The 22,732-nt window shown below is 43.5% G+C and carries 21 protein-coding genes; 9 read left to right on the forward strand and 12 right to left on the reverse strand.

Translation table 11 applies throughout. The features are described from left to right. The first annotated feature begins 1 nt into the window (after position 1). The 3 genes from fliG to BR06_RS0102425 are packed head-to-tail and all read left to right on the forward strand — an operon-like array spanning position 2 to position 3,072. Positions 2-1,003 (forward strand): flagellar motor switch protein FliG, encoded by a 1,002-nt coding sequence (gene fliG, locus BR06_RS0102415; protein WP_031479755.1) that lies wholly within the window; start codon positions 2-4, stop codon positions 1,001-1,003. Continuing rightward, on the forward strand, positions 990-1,754 hold the full coding sequence (locus tag BR06_RS0102420; protein WP_031479757.1) for a FliH/SctL family protein: 765 nt from the start codon (positions 990-992) through the stop codon (positions 1,752-1,754). Before fliG ends, BR06_RS0102420 begins: the two co-directional genes overlap by 14 nt. Continuing rightward, the gene (locus BR06_RS0102425; RefSeq protein ID WP_031479759.1) at positions 1,747-3,072 is read left to right on the forward strand and encodes a FliI/YscN family ATPase; all 1,326 of its coding nucleotides are present in this window, start codon (positions 1,747-1,749) and stop codon (positions 3,070-3,072) included. The genes BR06_RS0102420 and BR06_RS0102425 overlap by 8 nt, the downstream gene beginning before the upstream one ends. 31 nt (positions 3,073-3,103) lie before the next feature. Here the strand turns inward: BR06_RS0102425 and BR06_RS0102430 are convergent, their stop codons facing one another. The 4 genes from BR06_RS0102430 to BR06_RS0102445 form a co-directional block, all read right to left on the reverse strand. Then, positions 3,104-4,291, reverse strand: a complete 1,188-nt coding sequence (locus tag BR06_RS0102430) for a PP2C family protein-serine/threonine phosphatase (RefSeq protein WP_031479761.1) — start codon at positions 4,289-4,291, stop codon at positions 3,104-3,106. Positions 4,292-4,475: 184 nt separating this feature from the next. Further along, positions 4,476-4,691, reverse strand: coding sequence for a hypothetical protein (locus tag BR06_RS0102435; protein WP_031479763.1), 216 nt, complete (start codon positions 4,689-4,691; stop codon positions 4,476-4,478). A 468-nt stretch (positions 4,692-5,159) separates the two neighbouring features. Continuing rightward, positions 5,160-6,005, reverse strand: a complete 846-nt coding sequence (locus BR06_RS0102440; protein ID WP_031479765.1) for a HesA/MoeB/ThiF family protein — start codon at positions 6,003-6,005, stop codon at positions 5,160-5,162. Between the two features lies 1 nt (position 6,006). Continuing rightward, complete coding sequence (locus BR06_RS0102445; protein WP_031479767.1) at positions 6,007-6,231, reverse strand: ubiquitin family protein; 225 nt, start codon at positions 6,229-6,231, stop codon at positions 6,007-6,009. A 63-nt stretch (positions 6,232-6,294) separates the two neighbouring features. Here BR06_RS0102445 and cysQ point away from each other — a divergent pair, with 63 nt between their 5' ends. After that, complete coding sequence (gene cysQ / locus BR06_RS0102450) at positions 6,295-7,086, forward strand: 3'(2'),5'-bisphosphate nucleotidase CysQ (protein WP_235727641.1); 792 nt, start codon at positions 6,295-6,297, stop codon at positions 7,084-7,086. Between the two features lie 11 nt (positions 7,087-7,097). Then, a complete protein-coding gene (locus BR06_RS0102455; protein ID WP_031479771.1) occupies positions 7,098-7,364 on the forward strand; it encodes a hypothetical protein in 267 nt (88 codons plus the stop codon). 79 nt (positions 7,365-7,443) lie between these two features. Here BR06_RS0102455 and BR06_RS0102460 read toward each other — a convergent pair whose 3' ends face one another. Continuing rightward, a complete protein-coding gene (locus tag BR06_RS0102460) occupies positions 7,444-8,940 on the reverse strand; it encodes an ATP-binding cassette domain-containing protein (protein ID WP_031479773.1) in 1,497 nt (498 codons plus the stop codon). 188 nt (positions 8,941-9,128) lie between these two features. On the opposite strand from BR06_RS0102460, the gene BR06_RS0102465 reads away from it, so the two are divergent. The 4 genes from BR06_RS0102465 to hypF are packed head-to-tail and all read left to right on the forward strand — an operon-like array spanning position 9,129 to position 15,326. Further along, positions 9,129-10,562 (forward strand): TSUP family transporter, encoded by a 1,434-nt coding sequence (locus tag BR06_RS0102465; RefSeq protein WP_031479775.1) that lies wholly within the window; start codon positions 9,129-9,131, stop codon positions 10,560-10,562. Then, positions 10,559-11,896, forward strand: a complete 1,338-nt coding sequence (locus BR06_RS0102470; RefSeq protein ID WP_051676867.1) for a hypothetical protein — start codon at positions 10,559-10,561, stop codon at positions 11,894-11,896. The genes BR06_RS0102465 and BR06_RS0102470 overlap by 4 nt, the downstream gene beginning before the upstream one ends. Positions 11,897-11,919: 23 nt before the next feature. Then, positions 11,920-12,855 carry a DUF362 domain-containing protein gene (locus BR06_RS0102475; RefSeq protein ID WP_031479779.1) on the forward strand — a complete coding sequence of 312 codons (936 nt, stop codon included), beginning with the start codon at positions 11,920-11,922 and terminating at the stop codon, positions 12,853-12,855. A gap of 53 nt (positions 12,856-12,908) precedes the next feature. Continuing rightward, positions 12,909-15,326 carry a carbamoyltransferase HypF gene (gene hypF, locus BR06_RS0102480; protein ID WP_031479781.1) on the forward strand — a complete coding sequence of 806 codons (2,418 nt, stop codon included), beginning with the start codon at positions 12,909-12,911 and terminating at the stop codon, positions 15,324-15,326. Between the two features lie 102 nt (positions 15,327-15,428). Here hypF and BR06_RS0102485 read toward each other — a convergent pair whose 3' ends face one another. Genes BR06_RS0102485 through BR06_RS0102515 form a run of 7 tightly spaced genes read right to left on the reverse strand, consistent with a single transcriptional unit; the run spans position 15,429 to position 22,633 of the window. Next, entirely contained in the window at positions 15,429-15,857 is a 429-nt protein-coding gene (locus BR06_RS0102485) for a response regulator (RefSeq protein WP_031479783.1), read from the reverse strand. 44 nt (positions 15,858-15,901) lie between these two features. Then, complete coding sequence (locus BR06_RS0102490; RefSeq protein ID WP_031479785.1) at positions 15,902-16,534, reverse strand: HAMP domain-containing histidine kinase; 633 nt, start codon at positions 16,532-16,534, stop codon at positions 15,902-15,904. A 21-nt stretch (positions 16,535-16,555) separates the two neighbouring features. Continuing rightward, complete coding sequence (locus tag BR06_RS0102495; RefSeq protein ID WP_031479787.1) at positions 16,556-16,909, reverse strand: response regulator; 354 nt, start codon at positions 16,907-16,909, stop codon at positions 16,556-16,558. Positions 16,910-16,911: 2 nt separating this feature from the next. Next, positions 16,912-18,645 (reverse strand): sensor histidine kinase, encoded by a 1,734-nt coding sequence (locus tag BR06_RS0102500; RefSeq protein ID WP_031479789.1) that lies wholly within the window; start codon positions 18,643-18,645, stop codon positions 16,912-16,914. A gap of 21 nt (positions 18,646-18,666) precedes the next feature. Then, positions 18,667-19,878, reverse strand: a complete 1,212-nt coding sequence (locus tag BR06_RS0102505) for a response regulator (RefSeq protein WP_031479791.1) — start codon at positions 19,876-19,878, stop codon at positions 18,667-18,669. 12 nt (positions 19,879-19,890) lie between these two features. Further along, complete coding sequence (locus tag BR06_RS0102510; protein ID WP_031479793.1) at positions 19,891-22,026, reverse strand: SulP family inorganic anion transporter; 2,136 nt, start codon at positions 22,024-22,026, stop codon at positions 19,891-19,893. A 13-nt stretch (positions 22,027-22,039) separates the two neighbouring features. Then, positions 22,040-22,633, reverse strand: coding sequence for a TetR/AcrR family transcriptional regulator (locus BR06_RS0102515; protein ID WP_031479795.1), 594 nt, complete (start codon positions 22,631-22,633; stop codon positions 22,040-22,042). Positions 22,634-22,732 lie beyond the last annotated feature (99 nt).

Here is a 22,732-nt window from a genome sequence, read left to right on the forward strand (position 1 = left end):
ATTGTCGACCCCATTCTCAGGGAACCAAAAAACAGCAATTGTACTTCTCGCCTTAGGAGATAAGTTCACTTCAGAATCATTCAAACGTATGACTAGGCCTGAAATTGCCGAAGTCTCAAGAGCGATGCTGGAAATGGATTCTGTCCCCAAGGAACAAGTCCTTGAAGTACTCAAAGAATTTAACGAAACATTATCATACGGAGCAGAGCTCCTCATGGGTGGAGCTGATCAGGTCAGAAGACTTCTCAGCAAATCCCTTGATGAAGAAACAGCAAAGTACATTCTGGATAAGTTGGATCTCGAAAGCGGACCGGCCCCATTCCAGGAATTGCAAAATGTAAGTCCGAAAATCCTTGCTCAGATTCTTAGGAATGAACATCCTCAGACCTTAGCACTAATAATAGGACACCTGCATCCCGATCAGGCCGCGGACTTAGTCTCCAGCCTGCCCGGAGGAGTCAGAGCAGAAGTCCTTATGAGACTTGCAAAACTCGAAGCCGTTGCAGAAGAAATGCTCATGGAAGTTGATAGAGTACTGCAAAGTCAGCTCATCGCCATGGGTGGTAAAGAAGGCAAGAAGGTTGGCGGAATCCCTGCTGTTGCAGAAATTCTCAACGCAGTAGACCGTGCGACCGAAGAAGAAGTTCTTTCAGAAATAGAAGAAGAATCAACACAGATGGCCGAAGAAATTCGAAACCTCATGTTCGTATTCGAAGATATGAAAGGACTGGACGACAGAGCAATTCGCGAACTTCTCAAAGAGGTTTCCAATGAAGAACTTACGACAGCACTCAAGGGCGCTTCCGACGATCTTCAGGAACTCATCTTCAAGAACATGTCCGAACGTGCTTCTAACATGATCCGTGAAGACCTTGAAATCATGGGACCGGTAAAACTCTCAGATGTGGAATCGGCGCAACAGAACATAGTAAAAAGCATCCGTCGCCTAGAAGACGAGGGACGCATAATGATAAGCAGAGGATCTGGAGATGTCTTTGTCTAACACAGAAGCAGAAGATAAATTCTACACTGGTAAAGTCATCATGGGACTTGATTCGAATAACAATGCCCAAGAAATGACTCTCCAGGAGATGGAAGGTAAAAAGAAGCTTACGTGGGATGACACGACTGATCAGGAGTACTTTGTCCGGATAAAAGCAAAAGCTCAAAATATCGCTAAGGATATTATTGCCAAAGCGATGGCTGAAGCCGAGCAGATTAAAGTTAATGCAAAAGCTGAAGGGTATGCAGAGGGAAAGGCAGAAGCCACCTCTGAAGCTGAAAAGCATATGATAGGATTCAGCCAGAATCTCGGACAGACATTGTCCGGGATTCAGGAACAATCCAGTTCCCTTATGATAGCTCAGTCGACAGATGCAGTCTCTTTAGTACTGATGGTCATAGAAAAAACCCTTGCAGTTGAAATGGAAGAGCGCAGACATGAGATCCTAGCAGCACTGCTGGAAGAGTCTCTGTCACTAATTGACAATCAGACATATCTGACAATCAAAGTTTCTCCTGCGGACCAGCAAATCATCGGCCCACTTCTTGAGCAAGCACAGGCAGATTATCCATCCCTATCGAAATGGCGTATCAAAGCTGACCCAGCTATCGAAAACGGTGGCATCACTCTAGAAGCCGATGACGCTATGGTTGACAACACCATCACCTCCAGATGGGAAGGTGTGCAAGAAATTCTGGCACAACTTACAGCCGCAGTTCCGACTGTAGCAGAAGGAGAAACTAATGGCTGACATGAAAGGTTGCACTGAGCTTCTATCTTCTGTCACCTCCTGCCATAGTTATGGTAAAATAACTAAGGTAGTCGGTTTAATAGCTGAAGGTAAAGGAATTAAGGCTCCCCTTGGTTCCGTGTGCCACCTTATGCCTAATGAAAACTCTACAGATTCAATTCCGGCCGAAGTTGTCGGTTTTAGAGATGGCGCATGCCTATTCATGCCCTATGGAGAACTTCACGGCATCAGTCCCGGATCTCTCATAAAAAATGCAACAGCACCGCCGCATATACCCGTAGGCATGAACTTGCTCGGAAGAGCTGTTGATGCCTTCGGAGAACCGATTGACGGCAAAGGGCCTATTATACCGGAATCCTACAACCCGCTTCACCGCGACCCGCCTAATCCGCTTGAACGACCTAGAATCAACGAACCACTTGATGTTGGAGTTAGAGCAATAAACAGCCTGCTCACATTAGGTAAGGGACAGCGTGTAGGCATCATGGCTGGTTCAGGTGTCGGAAAATCGACACTACTTGGTATGATCGCCCGTTATACGGTAGCGGACATCAATGTTATCGCACTTGTGGGAGAGCGTGGCCGAGAAGTTGTAGAATTTATGGAACGAGATCTTGGCCCCGAAGGTATGGCAAGATCGGTTCTTATTGTCGCGACATCTGACAAAAGCCCTCTTCTGCGCATGCGCGCGGCTTACACAGCCACAGCAATTGCCGAATATTTCCGCGATCAACAAAATGATGTGATTCTAATGATGGACTCTGTTACCCGTTTTGCCATGGCAGGCCGTGAAGTTGGCCTTGCCGCCGGCGAACCTCCAACCCGTGGTGGATATACTCCGTCAGTTTTTGCCCAACTTCCAAAGCTATTGGAACGAGCAGGCAAAAGTCAGCTGGGATCGATAACAGGTATTTACACAGTACTAGTTGATGGTGATGATTTCACCGAGCCTATAGCTGATGCAACACGCTCTATTCTTGACGGACACATAGTTCTAACCCGTGATCTAGCAGATCAGGGCCACTATCCTTGTATTGATGTCCTAAAGAGCGTCAGCAGGGTGCGAGGGGATATAACGGAAGATGCAGTAGTTGCGGCCGGAAGGCAAGTTCTCAGACACCTTGCGACTTTTAATAAAGTTGAAGATATGGTGAATATCGGAGCATATCAGACAGGAGCTAACCCGGAAATTGACACCGCCATAAAAATGGTCCCAGCAATAAACGGTTTTTTGCAACAGTTAGTTGCTGAAAAGGAAACCCTTGAAGATAGCTTCAACGCGCTACTGAAATTAAATGCGACTTCGCAAGCAAAATAATCGGCAAAAATTCACGTAAAAAATTCTTCGCCTAATCTGCCTTTTTCCATCTGATCGAAAGCGCAGTCACGTCATCATCAAAGACCGGACGAACTCCTGTTTCCTTTTCTAAAATATCTTCAAGTTCATCAAGATTCAAATTATCGTCAGTCATCAGCTTCTCAGCAATCTCCATGAACGGATCCAAGCTGAAAAAGTCATCATTCATACGCCATTCATAGCATCCGTCCGTAAACATAAATAAATCCAGAGAAGACGAAAATCGGCGTTCATCAAGAGTAGTATCAATGGGAAAGAACCCAAGCGGCGGGACATGTGCATTCAAAGAGTTCCCCATCACCCCGTCCTGCATAATTAATGCGGGGCAATGTCCGGCACTAAGAAATTTCATCGTGCCTGTATTGAAATTTATATCGGCTGCAAACAAAGTAACAAAATAAGAATCCTGACCAATCAGATCAACCAAATGCTCATTAATCTGTTCTAAACTGTGAGCCAAATCCCGATTTTCATCGCCATCTGCCTTAAACAAGGTTCTGACAATTGCCATAATGAAGGCAGCCTGAGGTCCATGACCAGACACATCAGCCATGATGACCCGGATAACTCCGTCTTCCATTCCGAAAACATCAAAATAATCTCCGCTGGCTCGGCCCGATGGCCTATACAGACTCTTCAGCTCCAGACCGTCAATGACAGGAATATCTGTTGGAAGTAATTTATCCTGAAGTCTTGCGACCAGCTTAACTTCATCATCAATTATATTGTAAGCCTTCTGTAACTGCGCATTGGTTGCCTGTAACTGGCGCGTAAGCATCACCTGCCTAATGGCAACGCCGACTCTAGCTTTAAGCTCAACAACATGAAAAGGTTTTGTCAGATAGTCATTGGCTCCGGCATTTAAAGCTCTAGCCTTAATTTCCTGCTCATCCTGTCCAGTCAAAACAATAATTATGACTTCCAGGTCTCCTATCTCTTTTCTGATCTTTTCTATTACATCAAAGCCGTCCATCCGAGGCATAAGAAGATCCAGCAAAATCACACTTGGCTGGGTCTTTTCATACACATCAACACAGTCAAGCCCGTCAACGGCAGTAACAACCTGATAATCATCTTCAAGAACTCTAGTTAAAAAGTTTCTCATAGTTATAGAATCATCCACAACCAATATCACAGGAGATTCTTCTTTCAATTTATCATTTAGTTCTTTACCGCTCACCGCTTACCTCCGCGACACTTAAGCCCTGTTACAGGCAAATAAAAGAATGTATTTAAAATTCGAATGAAGTGAATTAGACATAAAAAATCACGAAATTTGCTTTTACACTAATAATCTAAGAACATTAGCACATGATCTTATAATTCTACAGTATAATTAACAACGATTTCAACATTTAGTCTTATCAAATACGAGCATCTTCAATGGAAGTTTTGACATCCCAGCACAAATCTGAAGCTTTAGCGACCCTGTCGCTAAGAACTCGAGCCAAATACGACATACCGCCACCGTTCAAGCTTCTACCTTCCGAGTCATGACATTCAATGGCCTCACTAAGAAATTTAAGAGCTGCAGAAATATCATTCATCTCACTTACTACATTTTCAAGTTTTTTTTCCATGACTCCTCCCTTTATTATAAATACTGCGTACAGACCTGCGCGAAAACAACCTATAAGACAATCTATTATATACCCTGCTTTTTTTGCATTTTGCAATAGACACGCCTATTTGATAATAACTACGCATTTTTATATTTTATAAAGTTACATGGAAAAAAGTTAGGTATAAAATTGAATGTAACAATAACATTTGATTAACAATTACATGCTATCACAATCTAATTACTTTAAAAATACCTACTCCAACAAACACCTATTAAAAAAATAACCCTAAAATCTAAAAAAATAACATGGTTTAAAATAATAATAGCGTAAAAAAAAGCAACTAACACGTTAATGCATGACGAGTCAGGCCACAAAAAAGCCTGTTATAGACAGTTCTATAACAGGCTAAATTCTTAACCATTATCAAAAAGAGAGGAAAAAAAACATAAAAGCAGAAATACAAACTATGTAAAAGGTCAACAATTAGAGAGTAACCGTGTCGAAAATCATTCCGGACAGATCAAACATAAGAGCCTTCCCAGCAAGACCGGCCCCCTTTCCACTTAATATTTTTAGAATCTCCGCGCTTTGCACTCCGACAGCAGTGGAAATAGCAGGTATCGGAGTACCAAGCGCTTCCTCGAGCCCATTGTTGTCGCCGAAGAAATCAGCTGGAGAAGTATCACCGGGGTAAACAGTAGCAACTATTCCTGCCCATCCAGCCACGCAGGCAGTAACAAGAGGAATATTATTTCTAAAAGCGGCGTCCTTTAACTGCGAGCGGTGCTTCAAGCCTCCAAGGCAATCAACCACGATATCTGAGTCCGAAACAAATTCATCAAACTGGCCACCCTCGAGAAATTGCGATTCAACTTCAAACAAAACAGCGGGATTGACGTTTTTAACAAGCTCAGCCGCTGCCGCACTTTTTTTCATTAAAAGAGTGGATTCGGACGATAAAAACTGCCTATTCAGATTGGAAGGTTCAAAAATGTCCCCATCACAGGCAACGATATGCCCGACTCCGGCTCTAGCTAAAGATTCCAGCATATGCCCACCGAGACCACCTAGCCCAACCATAGCAACCTTCGATGAAAAAAGTTTGGCCTGCTCCTCCTGTGTAAATGTGGTTAAATTACGGACATACCTCTCGGGCACTGCCCCTGCGGAATAAGCTGCCTGTTCAACCACGTGCATATCCAGTTCTAGATCAATTGAAATAGCTTTTAATAAAGATTGGGGCGCAACCTTAACAGTCATACCTTTGGGGAAAACCTTTTCAATAAAATTCCCTTCTAACTTCTCGTATAGTTGCTTCTCAGTGTTCATTTTACCCGCCGGTTATGGGAGGAAATATTTTAATAACATCCTCATTTAAGATTTCATGATCAGCACTAACACGCTGCTCTCCGGCAAAATACATTGCGGCATCTTCATCAGAAAAGCCTAAAAGAGCCGGTAAATCACCTGTAACAGATCCATTTGGTATTTCCAGGAAATCATCATTTGAATGATAAACTGTAAGGTGTCCAAAACAAATAAGTTTGATTTTCATATTTTTACGGTAATATCCTGAGGATCGTAAGTCAAAACAACACATAACACGAGGCAAGAGCTGATGACAGCCACCAAAAGGTCTGGTAAAGACTTATTCATGAATGAAATGATAATAAATCTTTCCCAGATAGCCAAAGATGCCGGCCAAGCCATCATGGATGTTCGCAGCAAGGGATTCGAAGTCGTCAATAAAAAGGACGATTCTCCAGTGACAGCGGCGGACATAGCTTCCAATGAAGTCATTATGAAAGCCCTCACAGAACTCTATCCCTCCACTCCTGTATTGTCAGAAGAGGGAGCTGATATTCCTTTTTCTGTGAGGCAGTCATGGAATGAATTCTTCTTGGTGGATCCTCTGGATGGGACAAAAGAATTCATTAAAGACAATGGTGAGTTCTGCGTTTGTATTGCATTAATGCGAAGCAACCGCCCTGTGCTGGGAGTAGTTTACGCCCCTACAAGTGACACCTTATACACCGGGTGCGCTGAAAAAGGTGCTTACGTAACTCGCGAAAACAGAGCACCAGAAAAGATTACAACCAAGCCCGCTGCCGAAAACGAAGGTTTGGTTGTTGTAGGTAGCAGATCCCACCCGTCCCCGGATTTAGAAAAATACCTCAGCACTATGAACGTCGCTAAAATGACACCCGCAGGCAGTGCAATCAAATTTTGCCTGGTAGCTGAGGGAAAGGCACATATCTATCCCAGATTCAATCCGACCATGGAATGGGATACAGGGGCAGGGCAGGCTATTGTCGAAGCCGCAGGCGGTACGATGCTCGGACTGGACAGCAAAGAGTTCCCATACAATAAAGAAAATTTAATAAACAAAGGCTTTTTCGTAACTGCCTAGAAAGGAATACTATGCGCCCATTAATTTTATTAATTTTACTTGTTTTCACAGGTTGCACCTCCTACGTAAATCCAAGTCTTGATCCATCTATAGATCAAGGCGACCAATATACTAAAGACCGTGACTATTGCACAAAAAGATCCTCAAAAAACACCGATTCCGCGCCGAAAAACGAACTTCGTTTTCTGAAGACTTATGAACAGCAGCAAAAAGAATACTCAGCGGAAAGTAGGGCCTTCGAAAGTTGTATGTCCAGTAAAGGCTGGATAAAAAAATAAAACCGCCATAATTTATTTCAAACCAAAAAAGGGAGGAAGCGTATAAAGCTCCCTCCCTTTTTTATTACCTATGTTCAGACTATTTCATCGTAGCGTCTTGCCTTGCAAAATATTCTTCCTTCTCACCTCGATAAGAAACACGCCCATCGGTTATTTCAAGAACATGCGAAATCGAAGGGATCAGCTCTTCTTTATGATGAGTGACATAAACCATTGCCACTCCCGCAGCGGCTAAAGATTCCAGCAGGTCAAATATTTCCTTGCGCGAAGCCGTATCCACTCCGGCTAATGGTTCATCGAGCAACAAAACATCAGGCCCTGAAACTAAAGCGCGCGCAATGAAAGCTTTTCGCAGTTGTCCATATGATAACTGCATTGTGTTTCGCTCAGCCAGATCCTCGATTCCAAAAAACCTTAGCCATTCATATGCTTTTTCCCTAAGCTCATCGGTAATCTCATCAAAAAGTCCAACTGAGGCAAAAAAGCCCGAAAGGACAAGATCAATAATTAATATAGGCTTACCCACGGCTTCCCCGAAAGAAGCTTGAAGCGAAGCAGAAACCATTCCCATCCGCCCTCTGACAGACCTAATACTGTCTCCTTTTTCAGGCAGGCGTTCCATTTTTTCTTCGGCAGCATAGGCCGCCGCATCTCCGTATAAAAGTCGTAGAAGTGTGGACTTACCAGCACCATTATTACCTAGAACAGCCCAATTCTGGCCGCCATTCATTTCCCAGTCCACATTGGTAAGGACTGTATTCCCGAGAAAAACTACACTGGAATCACAAAGCCTGAATAAAGTTTTACCAGCTTCAATTCTGTTCACAGCAGGTGGCGTGCGCTTCTGAGCAGGATCAACATAGCAGGCAACACCTTCGCCCCGGCCATTTTCACAGTGGTCTATCTTGCCATCTGCAAGATACAAAGTTCTATTTATGCACGCAGGCAGCTCTTCGTCCCTATGAGCTGAGCAGACAATGGTCACGCCTCTAGCGGCAGCGGCATTAACAGCCTCCATAAGCTGTGCTCGGGACTGCTGGTCAATTCCTTCTAAAAACTCATCAAGAATAATAATTTCAGCGCGCGCAATAAGAGCCCTAGCAATTAGTATCTTGCGCCCTTCTCCGCGAGACATTGCAACAATGCTGCGTTTGGCAAGATTTTCCATGCCGAGAGAAGCCATAAGTTCACGAGCTTCTTCATACTCAGATTCGTCAGCTAATCTATAAAGGAAAGGAGTGTTGTCCTTTCCAGCAAGAACTGCTTCCTCTCCGCTCACAATCCAACCCATTTTAAGAAAAACATCCTGCTGCTCAGGCGAAACAATATAAACTCGCTCCTGAGCTTCAATAGGACTATTAGTTTTTACACCGTCAAAATAAAACTCGCGAGATTTATCATCATCAGGCCAGACTGCTCCGGCGAGGACTCTGAATAGAGTTGTTTTACCTGCTCCATTACCACCAAGTACAGCCCAGTGCTCACCGCGCTTAATATCCCAGTCAATATTCTGGAGTATTGGCCCTTGTTCAAGTTCAATGGAAACATTTTTCATGGAAACAATCTTATTATTCATGACTACTCCACTTTAAAGAATATAAAAATGATCTGAATTTTGTAATATTTCGGACCAATTCAACTACTATTTAAGCACATGCGGTGCAAGTTTTTAGCGATATCTACGTTAAAATTATATTGAGTTGATAAAAAGTTCCTTTATTCTTATAGTTACCCAAAATATCCAATAGCTCAGGCAGGAATATTATGATTCATCTTTCTGATAGACGCCTACTTTTTTTTCTTATCATTATATGCGCTATACTAATTCCGGTTACAGGAATATGCGCGGATACAATCAAGCCCCCTCAATATATCGGAAACACAAATAATCCATATATCCTACCAGACGGTTCCGGCCCCGGTTTTTGGCTATCTGCAGCAATCGGGCTTGTGGCTGGGATGCTAAGCTCCACCATTGGTGCAGGAGGAGGCTTAATTGTTGTACCAGCCCTTATGACTGCGGGGATATCAGGTATTTACGCCGTTGGATCAGAAATTTTCAGGCTGTTTCTTTTCAGCGCTATCGAAGCAGTCAGAATGGGACTCAATAAACGAATCAACTACAAGATGGCCATAATAATGACAGCCGGAACAGCGGCTGGAGGATTTGCGGGATTCTCACTTTCGTCATCAATATTTCTGGCAGACCCCGCAGGGACCGATGTTTTCATCTCAACAATGATCATTTTCTGGTTAATCATTTATTCATTCATTATTATACCTGATTTTAGAGAAGCATCTCACAAATATGCACTTGAATTACTGCGCAAAGAAAATGCCGAAAAAGAAAAGGAAGCAGCAATACAGACTGGGGCTTCACAAAGCACGGAAGAAGCTACGCCGCCAAAAGAGGCTGCAAACTCATCTAAAACGGAAAAAAAATCCACCAAAGATTCAGCTCTAATTTCATTTCCAGACGAAGAGCCATGGGAAATAGCTCGAACTATCAGAACAATGAATTTTCCACCGTACATTGATTTTCCTACTACAGTAAAAGATAAAGTTTTAGCGCCGGAGGAAGAACTAGCTCCGACTAACGAAGAGGCACTAGATGAAGCTAAAAAGATCGTAGACTTATCTGAAGCTAGTCCCTACTCGCGCATCCCGGTGCTTCCGGCTTTCCTGCTCGCTACTGTAGGTGGATTTTTTATGGCACTTACGGGCTCAGCCGGAATAGTTCTTAGCTTTACCGTGCTTACCAAAGGATTCGGATGTGTAGCGGCAATAGTCGCAGGAACGGATCTGGTTAGGCTGGCGTTATCATCAGGCGCACTGACCATGGGAGCCTTCGGCCTAAACGGCTTCATCAATATCTACTGCATCACAGGCCTGATAGCAGGAACCATGACAGGCATTCACCTAGGCGGTAAAGCTATCAGATATATAGAGCCGTACAGAATAAAGGGGCTTGTTTCGCTGGTCGTGGTTTCAGTTATAATCAACCGATTGCTAGCTCTGCCCGGACAACTAAGAAAGGCCGGAGCTGACATCTCATATGGAATTTCAACTACGCTCGACCAAAGCGCTCTATATATAATGATCATAGGCATGGTCGTTTTCTGCGGTTGGCTTTTTTATGCTCTAGTACACGATATCATCAGGGATATGAAACCAACATTAGACGAGGAGGCGAAATGATGAAGTATTCCATCAAAACACTCCTCACGGCACTATTACTATTATTTCTTAGCGTTGCCGCGTTAGGCACAATGTACTTACCTCTCGAAAATGATAAAAACTCCTTTGAGATTATGGAGAGCACTTTTAACTCTCTACGAAAAGGAATAACTCCTCCTTTCGAAGAACTTAACGCAGCTAACAGAGACAACCTCGGTAAAAGTTTCACTGCAAACCTGTCCTTCAGCAATCGCAAAATATTTGAGGCAGCAACACGCATACTACTACGAAATAAGCTCATGGTAACGCCAAAGGGACGTACACTTAAAGTACAAGGGGACCTAGGATATACCCTTAAATACTTGATGAATGACGTACGCCAGCTTTATTTTAATCAAAACAAAAAGCTCGAAAACAAATATGGTATGTCTGCAACCCAGTCCATGTTCGTTGTAGACCGCATTCTTAAAAAATTAGCTATATCTATGAAGTCAAAACGAATGACGGCTCAGGAACAGTTAACGAGCAAAATTAGACTGGAGGCGCTTATTCCTGCGTATAATTTACGAAATGCACTTCCAATTCATATCAATTCAGGTTTTACATACCTTTCAATCGGAACCTTTGTTCTTTTAATGCTTACATTGGTTTGGGACCTTGCCAATTTGCTTTTTTTCAGAACTGTCACAGATGTATCCTTCCTTAAGAAAATGAGTGGAGCAGAAAAGATAGAGAATAAAGCAGCATTTATTAAAAAGCAAAAGGCACGCAAGAAAAAAGCTGCAGCTCTAGCCAAGAAAGCGGCTGCGGCAGCAGAAGAGGCAAAAACAGGCAAAGACGATCCTGCTAATAAAAAAGTAGTAAAAAACAAGAAGCCGGTCACCGACGTCCCAAAATCAGCGGCCCCAAAACAATCGGCGACAAAACCTGCATCCCCAAAAGATGATTCTAAAAAACCCGCAAGAAATAAAGCGAAGGAAAAAAGTCCCGAACAAAAGACTGCTGTCAAAAAATCTTCTGAGTCAGCCGCAAAGAAAGACGGACCTCCTAAACAGGTCGCGCCTGAATTAAAAAGAAAGAAAACGATAGCAACTACTGCTGATAACAATCCAGCCAAGCCTGTGAAAAAGCCTGCGTCACCAAAAAAGGCGCAAGTTGCGCCCCCGAAAAAGACACAACCTACGGCTTCACAAAAGACCTCCGAGAAAGTAATACCTCCAGCAGGCAATAAAAAGGGTGCCGCAAAACCCACACCAGCTAAGCCAAAGAGAACAGCGCCAAAGGCGGTAAAAGCAGCTGAGCCTGCGGCAGCAACTAAGAAACCCGTTCCGAAAACGGTTAAAACTAAAGACTAAACGGTTAGGCATAAAAACATTAGATGAGCACAATTAACAAAAATACAGAACCAGTCGCATACTTCCGAATCCTAGAATATGAATCAACATTCTTGGACACAGCTGTTGAAATGGTTCTTGAAGAAACGGGCTGTAAAATAGCTCCGGGAACAAAGGTTCTAGTTAAGCCGAATCTTGTTTCAGGACGCAATAAGCTGGCCTGCACTCACCCTAATGTAACTATTTCACTTTGCCGTTATTTACTTGACTGCGGAGCTATTGTTACCGTTGGAGATTCCCCGGCATATGGGACAGCGGCGCAAATAGCCAAAACAATCGGAATGACAACGGGACTTGCCAAACTAGGCCTTAAGACTAAGACCCTAGGCCGTCCTGCCCCTCTTGAACTATCATTCGGTGCAACCATTGGAATTTCCCGCGACGCACTTGAAACGGATATGATCATTAATGTTCCTAAACTGAAAGCTCACAGTCAATTTTTAGTAACTGGCTCAGTCAAAAATATGTTTGGAACGGTGGTCGGCTTTAGAAAAGCTTTAGCACACACCAGATTTGGTGAAATTGAAGGTCTTATGGAAAAAATGATCCTCGAGGTTGCTGCAGCTATGCCTATAGCATTTAACCTTATGGATGCAATTTATCCCATGCATGTAACCGGCCCTCTCGATGGCAAACCCTACCCCATGAGCCTACTTGCCGGATCTCCAAATCCATATGCTCTGGATACTGCTATTTATATGTTGCTTGGCCTTAGCCCGAACAAAGTAAAGCTCTGGAAGGAAATTTCTAAGCAAAAAATTTGTGGTTACGACCCGGATCAGATTAAATATGTAATCGAACCTCCTGATGATTTTGACACAACAGATTTCCAGTTGCCTTCTATACTAAGCCCGATGGAGTTCAACGCTGTTCGACTAGTTAAAGGAAGACTTAAATCCATTTTAAGTAAAATCACATAAGCTTAGCACACCAATATATTCTTTAAACCGCACACCTAATGAGAAATTCACATATGGATGAAAGTAATTTTTCCCGCAGAATCCTTACCGTCACAGGTCAAGTCCAAGGTGTAGGATTCAGGCCATTTATTTATAAAACAGCTCTCAAATGTAAATTATCCGGTAACGTACGCAACAGCCCGGAAGGCGTATTAATCGAGATTCAAGGAAGTTCGAAAAATCATGCATCCTTTGATAGCGCACTAGAAAATGATTTGCCGAGATTGGCAAAAATAGTTTCGCTTAAAAAGGAAGATCTGAATTTACTGGAAGGCGAATCTGAGTTCTGCATACTATCAAGCACAGCGGGCGAAGGACATTGCGTGCTCATCAGTCCGGATGTTGCAACCTGTCCGGATTGTTTCGATGACATGAGTAATCCCGACAACCGCAGATACGAGTACCCCTTTACAAATTGTACAAATTGCGGGCCGCGCTACACCATCACCCGCTCGATTCCTTATGATCGCCCAGTAACGTCCATGAGCTGTTTCCCGCTATGTGAAGCATGCAGCAAAGAATATACAAACCCGCTCGACCGCAGATTTCATGCACAACCTAACGCATGTGCTGAGTGCGGCCCTGAAGTATGGCTCACCGACAATAAAGGTACCAAAGTTCCAGGAAAAAAGAATGCTCTTCACAAACTTGCGCAGCTTCTAGCCGAAGGTAAAATTGCGGCAGTAAAAGGGCTCGGTGGGTTTCACCTCGTTTGTGATGCATCAAACCCCATCGCAGTAAAAACTCTTCGCGAACGCAAAAACAGGCCGGACAAGCCACTGGCGGTAATGGTTCATGATATTGCTGAGGCAGGCAAAATTGCGGATCTATCTGCAAACGATCACGAACTATTAGAAGGGTTACAGCGGCCAATCGTTCTCGCTCCCAAAAGTAAATCATATTCACTCGCGCCAGACATCGCTCCTGACACGAGTTTCATAGGGCTAATGGTTCCGTACACTCCACTGCACCAAGTACTGATAAAATATTTTTCGAAACTGAAAAGTTCACCCGCAGCCCTAGTTATGACATCCGGGAATATGAGTTCGGACCCCATATGCATCGGCAACCGTGAGGCTTTAAAACTTCTGGCGGGCATTGCGGACATATTTCTATTTCATAATCGTGATATTCTTATACGGGTCGACGATTCTGTAACGAGATCAGTTCCAGAATTTGACGAAACAGGGGCAGAGAAACTTGATGCACCGTCTGCTGGAACGGGCTTTAGAACACTTTTTATGCGAAGGGCTAGAGGATACACTCCATCTCCAGTTTTTCTAAATAAAGAAGGTCCCTGCGTGCTCGGAACAGGACCGGAGCTTAAAAACACACTTTGCATTACTAAAGGTGATCAGGCTTTTTCGAGCCAGCATATCGGCGACATGCAGACCCTTGAAACTGTAGATTTCTGGAAAGAAATAAAAGACCACCTTCAAAACATTTTACAGGTTAAACCAGAACTAATCGTTCACGATTTACATCCCGATTATCTTAGCACGGAACTAGCTTCCGAAATTGGACTAGCTGAAAAGATACCCACGACAGCTTTGCAACATCACTACGCGCATATCTACGCTGTTCTAGCCGAAAACAAACATTCTGGGCCAGCTTTAGGACTTGCGCTCGATGGCACAGGACTTGGCGAAGACCGCACCATATGGGGTGGAGAATGTTTGCTAGTTGATAATGAAAAACTTGACCATAAACGACTAGCTAGATTCACTCACCTGCGACTCCCCGGAGGAGAAGCAGCCGTGCGCGAACCGTGGAGAATAGCATGGGCCGCGGCACGAGACTTAGGTCTTGATACAGGCCTTATTCTGTTGCCAGAGAACCTTAAAGCTGGCGCAAACATGTTAAATCAGATGCTTGATAAAAACATCAACAGCCCGTCCACAAGCAGTTGCGGCAGACTCTTTGATGCAGTTTCAGCAATGCTCGGCCTCTGTGAAACAATAACTTACGAAGGACAGGCAGCAATAATTCTGGAAAAAATTCAGGACTTCGAGGAACTAGGCAAATATTGCTGTCCCATCAAAAAAACACCAGGTGAGCTGCTTGGCGAGCATGAAGAGTATGATCCTGAAATAGTTGAAATTTGCACGGGTGAACTTTTCAAACAAGCCTTTAATGATCATGCATCAGGGGTTTCAGCCGGAATTATCAGTCGCAAATTTCATGCGGGCTTAATCTCCGGCCTTGCGGATTGCGCCGAGCTTATCGCGAAAGAGACAGCTATAACATCTGTAGGCCTTAGCGGCGGGGTGATGCAAAATCTTACGCTAGCAGTTGAGCTACCTATTGAACTGCAGAAACGTGGATTGAAGCCACTGGTACATAGATTTTTACCACCTAATGATGGCTGCATATCGCTCGGCCAAGCAGTGTATGGACAGCGCAAACTTGAGCTGTCTGAGAGGAGTAGCTAACCCATTAATCCAACGATAAAAGGGCTGATTCTCTATTAGAGAATCAGCCCTTTAAATTTCAATCTATTTTAGAACGATACATCAAGGTTAAAAAAACGGATGTTACCATCCTTTATGTTCTATAATATCCTTCACCTTTTTCTCAGTCGCTTTTTCGACTAAAACCATTTTACGGGCCTGAGCTTTTTTGATTTTCTCAGTAAGCACATCTATATCTGCTGGTTTTTCAACGAAATCCATTGCGCCCAATTTCATTGCTTCAATCCCTTTTTCTACAGTAGCATGGCCGCTAAGAAGGATCACCTGCATTTCCGGCTTATTTTTTTTGATGTGTTTGAGAACTTCAATTCCGTCAACACCCGGCATCTGTAAATCCAAAATGATAGCATCATATGAATCACCATTTACCATATCCAGAGCCTTTTCAGGATTTGTACATGTATCTACATTCATGCCGCGTAGTTCCATACGCTCGGCAAGTCCTTCCACAAATTCTTTTTCATCATCTACTAACAGTACTTTTTCAGCCATGGCTTTCTCCAACTAAATTAAGAGTTAAGTCACACTATGAACACTTAAAAAATAATTTCTAACAATGAGTCCTGCGGCGCAACAATTAATGACGCACCGGCATTCTTTGAGAGGGCTTCTATCGCTTGTAAGTCATTTTCTGCCACTTCCAGTCTTAGTCCGTGTACAGATATTACTCTTTCGCTATTTTTCGTAAAAACTTCAACAATTATTTCATGATTTTTACCAGCGCTGTCCATACTGACTTCAAGGCACCTTGCAATTAGCATTTCAGCTACAAAGGGATCACATTTACCTGCAACCATCTCCCCTTCTTTGAGGACGACAGTAACACACTTTGATGCGGCCATTCTAGTAAATAAGGCAACCACCAGCGATGTCATTTCATAAAAATCTACTTCACTTTCGGGAACATCCACGCTGTGGGCAAACTTATTCATATTTTTTATGATAGTGTCGCCGCGCTTAACTTGATTTTGAATCTTTTTTGCCAATTTGACAAGACGTTCCGGATCAAGTTCCATCCCCTGCCCCGCCATAAGCGATAAATCCTGTAAAAGACCGGCCTCTTCATTAATGATAGCCAGCACATTTTTCACATCATGAGAAATAGTTGCGCTCACTTTACCGAAAAAGCAAAGCCCGTCGCGACCTTGAACAGTATCAGATGATCCCATACAACTACCCTCCAAAAAATTTTAATTACCCAAAGCCATGTTGATGCTTTCAACAAGATCTTCGATCTTAACAGGTTTAACAAAGTACGAATCAGATTTTGCTGCGCCTGCGTTGTAATCGTCTTCCGATCCATGCCCGGAAAGGAATATGTATTTCAAGCCCGGGCGAAGATGCTCAAGCCTCTTTCTTAATTCAAGGCCACTCATGCGCGGCATCTTAACATCCAGGATTGCAAGTACGTAATCCTTTTCAAGTATTTTATCCATTGCCTCTTCACCGGAAGTAACCCAATCAGCTTCAAAACCACGAAAAGAAAGGCGTTCTGCAAGAGCTGAAACAAGCTCAAGTTCATCATCTACAAGTAATATTTTCATACCTAACTTTCCCCCTTATTTTTAGGGCTGACAGGAAGTGAAAAACTAAATTCTGTTCCTTCGCCAACTTCACTTTTTACTGTCATACTTCCGCCAAGATCCTGAACAAGGCCATATGTAATGGATAATCCCAAACCAGTACCACCTGTTTGTTTTTTAGTAGAATAAAACGGTTCAAATATTTTTTTAAGATCAGAAGCGGGAATGCCGCATCCATCATCTTTTATTGAAAAATCAAGTTTACCTTTGTCGCCTTTAGCAACTACAACCTCTAATACTCCGCCATCTTTCATGGCCTGAAAAGCATTGCTTATCAGGTTAAGAAGAACCTGCTCGAGCTTACCGCGATCGGTGACAATCTCAAATATGCCAGACTGCACATCAACAGAAACATCAATGGATCTGTACTCAGCTTCTTTGTTTAAGAAACTTAACACAGTATCAACGACCTTTTTAGGAAGCACGGGCCTAAGCTCAACATCATCCTGCCGAGAAAATCCAAGAAGGCGCTTTGTAATTCGTCCACACCTTTCAACAGATCCTATCACGGAATCAACAAGGCCGAGAACTCTTTCATCTGCATTATAAGTTTGGCTGAAAGTGAACAAGTCTTTCAACAAACCAGCCTTTTCATTTATAATGGCAAGCGGGTTATTGATTTCATGAGCGACTCCGGCAGCAAGCCTACCGATAGAAGCCATGCGGTTATGATGCTCCATCTGTTGCAACAACTTAGAACGGGTCATGTCCGCAATATAAATACGGTCTACCAGATAAGAAGCAACTGCCCACATAACAATAAGAACAACGACAACACTTATTGAAGATATCCACGTGAGTGTGTCGCGAGTCTCGATCCATGCGTCAACAAATTCTGCTTCAGGCTTAACAACCATTATAGCAAAGGGAGTTCCTTCGATATAGGCATAGCCAACAAGCGCAGGATAGTTCTCACGAAGAGAAACTTCTTCTACTTTTGTGCGATATGATCTGTCCGGCAATGGGAACGTAATCTTTGAAAAGACATCACCGTTCCATTTGGATGGAGTCTGAATTATGCCCTTAGTGTTAACAAGAAATGCATCTTCATCTTCCGACAAATCGAGGGACGAAATAATTCCATTAAACTGCGTAGTATCCAGAGTTGTGCGGTAAATTTTGAAATGTTCTTTATCGGTATAATGCTTAACAGCAATCACTAAATGAGGGCTGTCGCGGAAGCCGAGGAACACATCACTAATATAAGTTCCCTGTTCAACAGCCTGCTTAAACCATGCCTGCCCCTTATAATCTTTACCCTCAAGATCATGTGGACCTACATATGAGACCTGCTTACCCTCTTCATCAATAATACCCAGATCAATAAACCCGCCAAAACTGTCTTTGAGCGCAAAAAGCATTTCAGAGAGATGCTCCTTTCTCTTAAAGGAACGGAAATCGTCAAGTTTAACTATCAACTCTAAAGCCGATTTCCGTTCCTCCAGAAAGTACGATACTGCTCGACGGGTATTGGAGGTTGTCCGAGCCCCCCTGAGCACATTTTCTGATTTTACTGCTCCCCGTGTGACATTGAAGTCAATAAAAGCCATGATGAACAACGGTGTCAGCGAAACCCCGACAAGAAGCATAAAACACAAACGCCAAAGACGCTTATAGTCGAATAAACTCTTGTAAGGTCCCGCAGAGCTTCTATCCGCGTTCCAGAATTCTGGTCGAAGAAGTCCTTTTAATGACATGGCTCGCTCCGGGGATACTAATTATGCATTGCGAATTTTCGCGTATGCTTCTTTAAGCGTGCTACTTAGAACTTCGATATCTACAGGCTTGTGCAAGTAAGCAAATGCCCCAAGATCCATACATGTTTTTCTATCCTGCTCAGAACCATGTCCTGTGAGAATGATCACCTCAATATTCGGTCTGCTTGACTTAACTTTACGCAGAACTTCCATGCCGTCGATACCAGGCATTTTGAGGTCAAGAATCATAACTTCAGGTTCATCATCCTGAACCAACTCAAGCGCAGATTCTCCATCATATACGACATGAGAACCAAGGTCACGCATAAGCAGTCTTTCGGAGAGAGTTTTAACAAACTCACGTTCATCATCAACAAGCAGAACTCGTGAAGGAAGTTCAAAATCCATGCGACGATAAATATCAGCCTCATAGAATTCCTTACCAAATTTCACGGACACGTTTGTTACACCATCAAGAGGCTCTGCAATTTCGCGCAAATCTTTTTCAAGACGCTCAACAAGCAGAACTTTTTTATTAATAGCAAGAGTAACATCACCAGCTTTAGCAGTAACTACAACATTATGTCCCTTAGAGACGAGTGCAGTTTCCACTTTAGCGGCAAGCAGGAAATCCTGCGCGGCAAGTTTAGTTTCTTCCGAAACCTGAACTGCTGCATTACCGAGTTGTTTTTTAATGAGAGCGACAGATTCTTCCACGCCGGTTTTACCAACAGGAATTACTATGTCGTAGAGTTTGCTTGCCCAAGGATCTTTATTCCCAGTAAGCTCTCTAACCCATACTGTTTTCTCTTCATCACTATGCTGCATAGCTTTGACGGCATCCTTTTCAGAATGACCTTCGCCTGCTGCAATTTCAATTCTCTTCTGAACATCATCAATGATACAGACTTTGAGAACATGAGCGATGGGCTGAGAAAGTAGCTGTGCTACAAACCCAGAGACGATCAGAGCGTCGCCATTAACCAATCTTTCGGCAAGAGCGAGCCTGAGCCACGCTACCGATCTTTCTTTTTCGTGACTGAACTTATTAAAAATGGAGGTCTTATGAGAAAAAACCTTCCTAATCGCTTTTTCAGACATGTTGCTCAGCTTTGCAGCCTGTGCAACCAAATCCTGGTCACTTACCAAACTACAACCAGTATCAGCAACTAGCTGTTTAACTACGGATTCCGCTTTGCAGAACAGTCCGCTGAATATAAGGATATCAGACATTGTTAACCTCCACTAGGAGTTGCTATTTATGCGACAGTAAGTTGTGAGAGGACAATCTTGTTCAGTTCCGCCTCTGTGAGACTGATCGTGAACACTACAAAGAGCGCTATCAGCATCTGAGTAGATATGATCCTTTCCTATCTTCTCAAGAAGGTGAGTGCGTTCAAGTACAACTAGAACAGCTTCGTTCACTCCGGAAAGTGAAATATCGAGCCCGGCACTGCGTACATTCTCTACGATAAGAGAAAGAGCTTCTTCACCAGATGCATCAATATCGTTTATTCCGTTACAAACCAAAATGATGTGCTTTAGATGCGTCATTTCCATCATACGATCAGTGATCTGATCTTCAAGGAAACTAGCATTTGCAAAGAACAATGGTCCTTCAAAGCGGACAACTGCAATATGCTCACATTCTCTAAGAGCGTGAGACTGAGCATCACGCAACACATCATCATCACTCTTGGAAAGAGCAACAACACGAGGACGCATGCTCTTGTAGAGGAAGACTGCCAAGGAAAGCGCAACCCCGATGATGATACCTTTGTCCAAGTGCGGAGCAAAAGCCAAAGTAGCTACGAAAGAAATGATGGAGATAGCTCCGTCATATTTCTGTGCTTTCCATGCGTGCATGAAACCTGAGGCATTAATCAGACCAATAACAGCCATCATAATTACCGCTGCAAGAACTGCCTGTGGCAGATTATATAGCAAGGGAGTAAAAAACAACAGAGTTATCGCAACAACAACGGTCGTGAAAACACTCGAAAGTCCCGTTACCGCGCCGGATTGCAAGTTAACCGCTGAACGCGAGAATGAACCGGATGCGGGATAACTGCTTGTGCAAGCACCGAGCATATTAGCAAGTCCCTGACCGATAAGTTCCTGATTAGGATCAAGTCTCTGCCCAGTTTTAGCTGCCATCGCTTTTGCAATGGAAATAGCTTCCATGAAACCGAGAAGAGAAATGATAATTGCGAATGGGAGAAGTTTTAAGATAATTTTAAGGTCAAAACTAGGTATTGCAACTTCTGGAAAACCAGAAGGAACGGTACCAACAACAGCTCCACCACCCATCATTTTGAGGGAAGCAGTATTTAAAGCTTTGTTGCCGACCTTGAGGCGCCAAGTGCGGCCATCAGCAGTCATGCCGCCGGGAACTGCGTCCTGAAGGAAGAACTGAATTGTGCCGTCCGCCTGCTCAACTCCACTGAAAAGTAGATTTCTAAGAGTTTCGCGGTAAACATGAGATTTATGTTTGAGAAGTTTCGCTTCGTAATTCACAACGCTAAGGTCATGTTCAGCGTCATAGTATCCAATTACGTCTTTGGAAGCTTTTGCTGAGTCTTCGATAGCAGAAATAGTCGCACGCTTCGTAGCCAAAGCATCAATCCCAGCAACACTGTCATTAAAGTCTGCAATCAAAGTCTGCGCTTGCTTGTCCTGAATCGTGGTAACATCAACCATTGTGTCATGGTTGAATCCAGTCGCCCAGGAAATTACAGTTGTGATTACAACCGCGCACAGTACGTTTGGTATTTTAGGATTGACCTTCTTCAGCCCCACCATGATGGCAAACGCCAATACCCCCATACCGAGTGTCGGCAAGTGAGTATAATGCAATGCACTGGTGAAAACTCGCATGATCGTTTCAAAATGGAGTTCAGCTTTATCAACATAAACGCCGAACATTTTTGAAAGCTGTGAAGATGCAATGATGATTGCCGCTGCGTTGGTAAAGCCGTTAACAACCGGATGAGACAGGAAGTTAACAACCAGCCCTAGGCGAAGTACGCCCAGCAAGAACTGGAAGGCTCCAACTAACAACGCAAGGAGTAGCGCGTAGGCGATGAAGCCCGGACTACCCGCGGTTGCCAGCGGTTCAAGGGAGGCTGCGGTCATAAGAGAAACAACCGCAACAGGACCAGTCGCCAACTGACGGCTGGAACCAAAAAGTGCAGCTACCATAGGAGGTAACAAGGAGGCGTACAAGCCGTAGTAAGCTGGCATTCCTGCAAGCTGTGCATACGCCATGGACTGAGGGATAAGTACAAGAGCAACAGTCAGACCTGAAATAATATCGGCCCTGAAAGCTGCGTTGCTGTACTTTTTGAACCAGCCCAAGAAAGGAAAAATTCGAGTAAGCATCAGATAAACACCTCTAGTTTGGTTGCAACATCCTGCGGACAGATTCAATAAATTCATTGAACATGGCGCCCGCATCGTAAAGATTAAAATTTTTGAATCTCACTAGCCCATCGACCATCGTTAAGACTATGAGTGCACTTTTCCTAGGATTTACATCACCAATGGAACCATCTTCCTGCCCGGTGATAATCGCCTGCTCAAAAAACGTAAGCAAACAATTATAGATGGCTTCCATGTTTTCTCTGAATTCAGCTTTACTGGCTGCCAGTCGATGAATAAAGAGGCTCTGCAAAATGAGAAATTGATATTCCATACGCCCAGCAAGAAGAAGGTAAAAAGCAACAACCTCATCCATCATTTCCATTCCTGTTTTGAATTCACGCTCATCCATATGAACATTGAATTCATCAACAATACTCTCTTTTGTAGCAGACAGAATGGTAAGGAGTATGTGCTCCTTATTTTTGAAATGATAAAAGATAGTACCTTCCGCTGCTCCGGTAATACTTGATAATTCACTCATGTGAGTATCTGTAAAACCCTTGGTAGCGAAAAGGGCCGTAGCTGCCTCCAAAATAGCAGCCTTCTTCTTCGACATCTTAGTCATTATTCCTCCATTTGAAAAAAACCGACTGAGCACTCAGTCGGAAAAAACAGTTATTCTGCATCCGAGCCCATGTCAAGACATCTACACAACATTTCTGCA

This window comes from Maridesulfovibrio frigidus DSM 17176, from assembly GCF_000711735.1.
GTDB lineage: Bacteria > Desulfobacterota > Desulfovibrionia > Desulfovibrionales > Desulfovibrionaceae > Maridesulfovibrio > Maridesulfovibrio frigidus.

Bases quoted from the DNA above. Each gene is read 5' to 3' on its own strand.
- BR06_RS0102420 (WP_031479757.1), top strand. From the start codon at position 990: ATGTCTTTGTCTAACACAGAAGCAGAAGATAAATTCTACACTGGTAAA.
- BR06_RS0102425 (WP_031479759.1), top strand. From the start codon at position 1,747: ATGGCTGACATGAAAGGTTGCACTGAGCTTCTATCTTCTGTCACCTCC.
- BR06_RS0102435 (WP_031479763.1), bottom strand. From the start codon at position 4,691: ATGGAAAAAAAACTTGAAAATGTAGTAAGTGAGATGAATGATATTTCT.
- BR06_RS0102440 (WP_031479765.1), bottom strand. From the start codon at position 6,005: ATGAACACTGAGAAGCAACTATACGAGAAGTTAGAAGGGAATTTTATT.
- BR06_RS0102445 (WP_031479767.1), bottom strand. From the start codon at position 6,231: ATGAAAATCAAACTTATTTGTTTTGGACACCTTACAGTTTATCATTCA.
- cysQ (WP_235727641.1), top strand. From the start codon at position 6,295: ATGACAGCCACCAAAAGGTCTGGTAAAGACTTATTCATGAATGAAATG.
- BR06_RS0102455 (WP_031479771.1), top strand. From the start codon at position 7,098: ATGCGCCCATTAATTTTATTAATTTTACTTGTTTTCACAGGTTGCACC.
- BR06_RS0102460 (WP_031479773.1), bottom strand. From the start codon at position 8,940: ATGAATAATAAGATTGTTTCCATGAAAAATGTTTCCATTGAACTTGAA.
- BR06_RS0102465 (WP_031479775.1), top strand. From the start codon at position 9,129: ATGATTCATCTTTCTGATAGACGCCTACTTTTTTTTCTTATCATTATA.
- BR06_RS0102470 (WP_051676867.1), top strand. From the start codon at position 10,559: ATGATGAAGTATTCCATCAAAACACTCCTCACGGCACTATTACTATTA.
- BR06_RS0102475 (WP_031479779.1), top strand. From the start codon at position 11,920: ATGAGCACAATTAACAAAAATACAGAACCAGTCGCATACTTCCGAATC.
- hypF (WP_031479781.1), top strand. From the start codon at position 12,909: ATGGATGAAAGTAATTTTTCCCGCAGAATCCTTACCGTCACAGGTCAA.
- BR06_RS0102485 (WP_031479783.1), bottom strand. From the start codon at position 15,857: ATGGCTGAAAAAGTACTGTTAGTAGATGATGAAAAAGAATTTGTGGAA.
- BR06_RS0102490 (WP_031479785.1), bottom strand. From the start codon at position 16,534: ATGGGATCATCTGATACTGTTCAAGGTCGCGACGGGCTTTGCTTTTTC.
- BR06_RS0102495 (WP_031479787.1), bottom strand. From the start codon at position 16,909: ATGAAAATATTACTTGTAGATGATGAACTTGAGCTTGTTTCAGCTCTT.
- BR06_RS0102500 (WP_031479789.1), bottom strand. From the start codon at position 18,645: ATGTCATTAAAAGGACTTCTTCGACCAGAATTCTGGAACGCGGATAGA.
- BR06_RS0102505 (WP_031479791.1), bottom strand. From the start codon at position 19,878: ATGTCTGATATCCTTATATTCAGCGGACTGTTCTGCAAAGCGGAATCC.
- BR06_RS0102510 (WP_031479793.1), bottom strand. From the start codon at position 22,026: ATGCTTACTCGAATTTTTCCTTTCTTGGGCTGGTTCAAAAAGTACAGC.
- BR06_RS0102515 (WP_031479795.1), bottom strand. From the start codon at position 22,633: ATGACTAAGATGTCGAAGAAGAAGGCTGCTATTTTGGAGGCAGCTACG.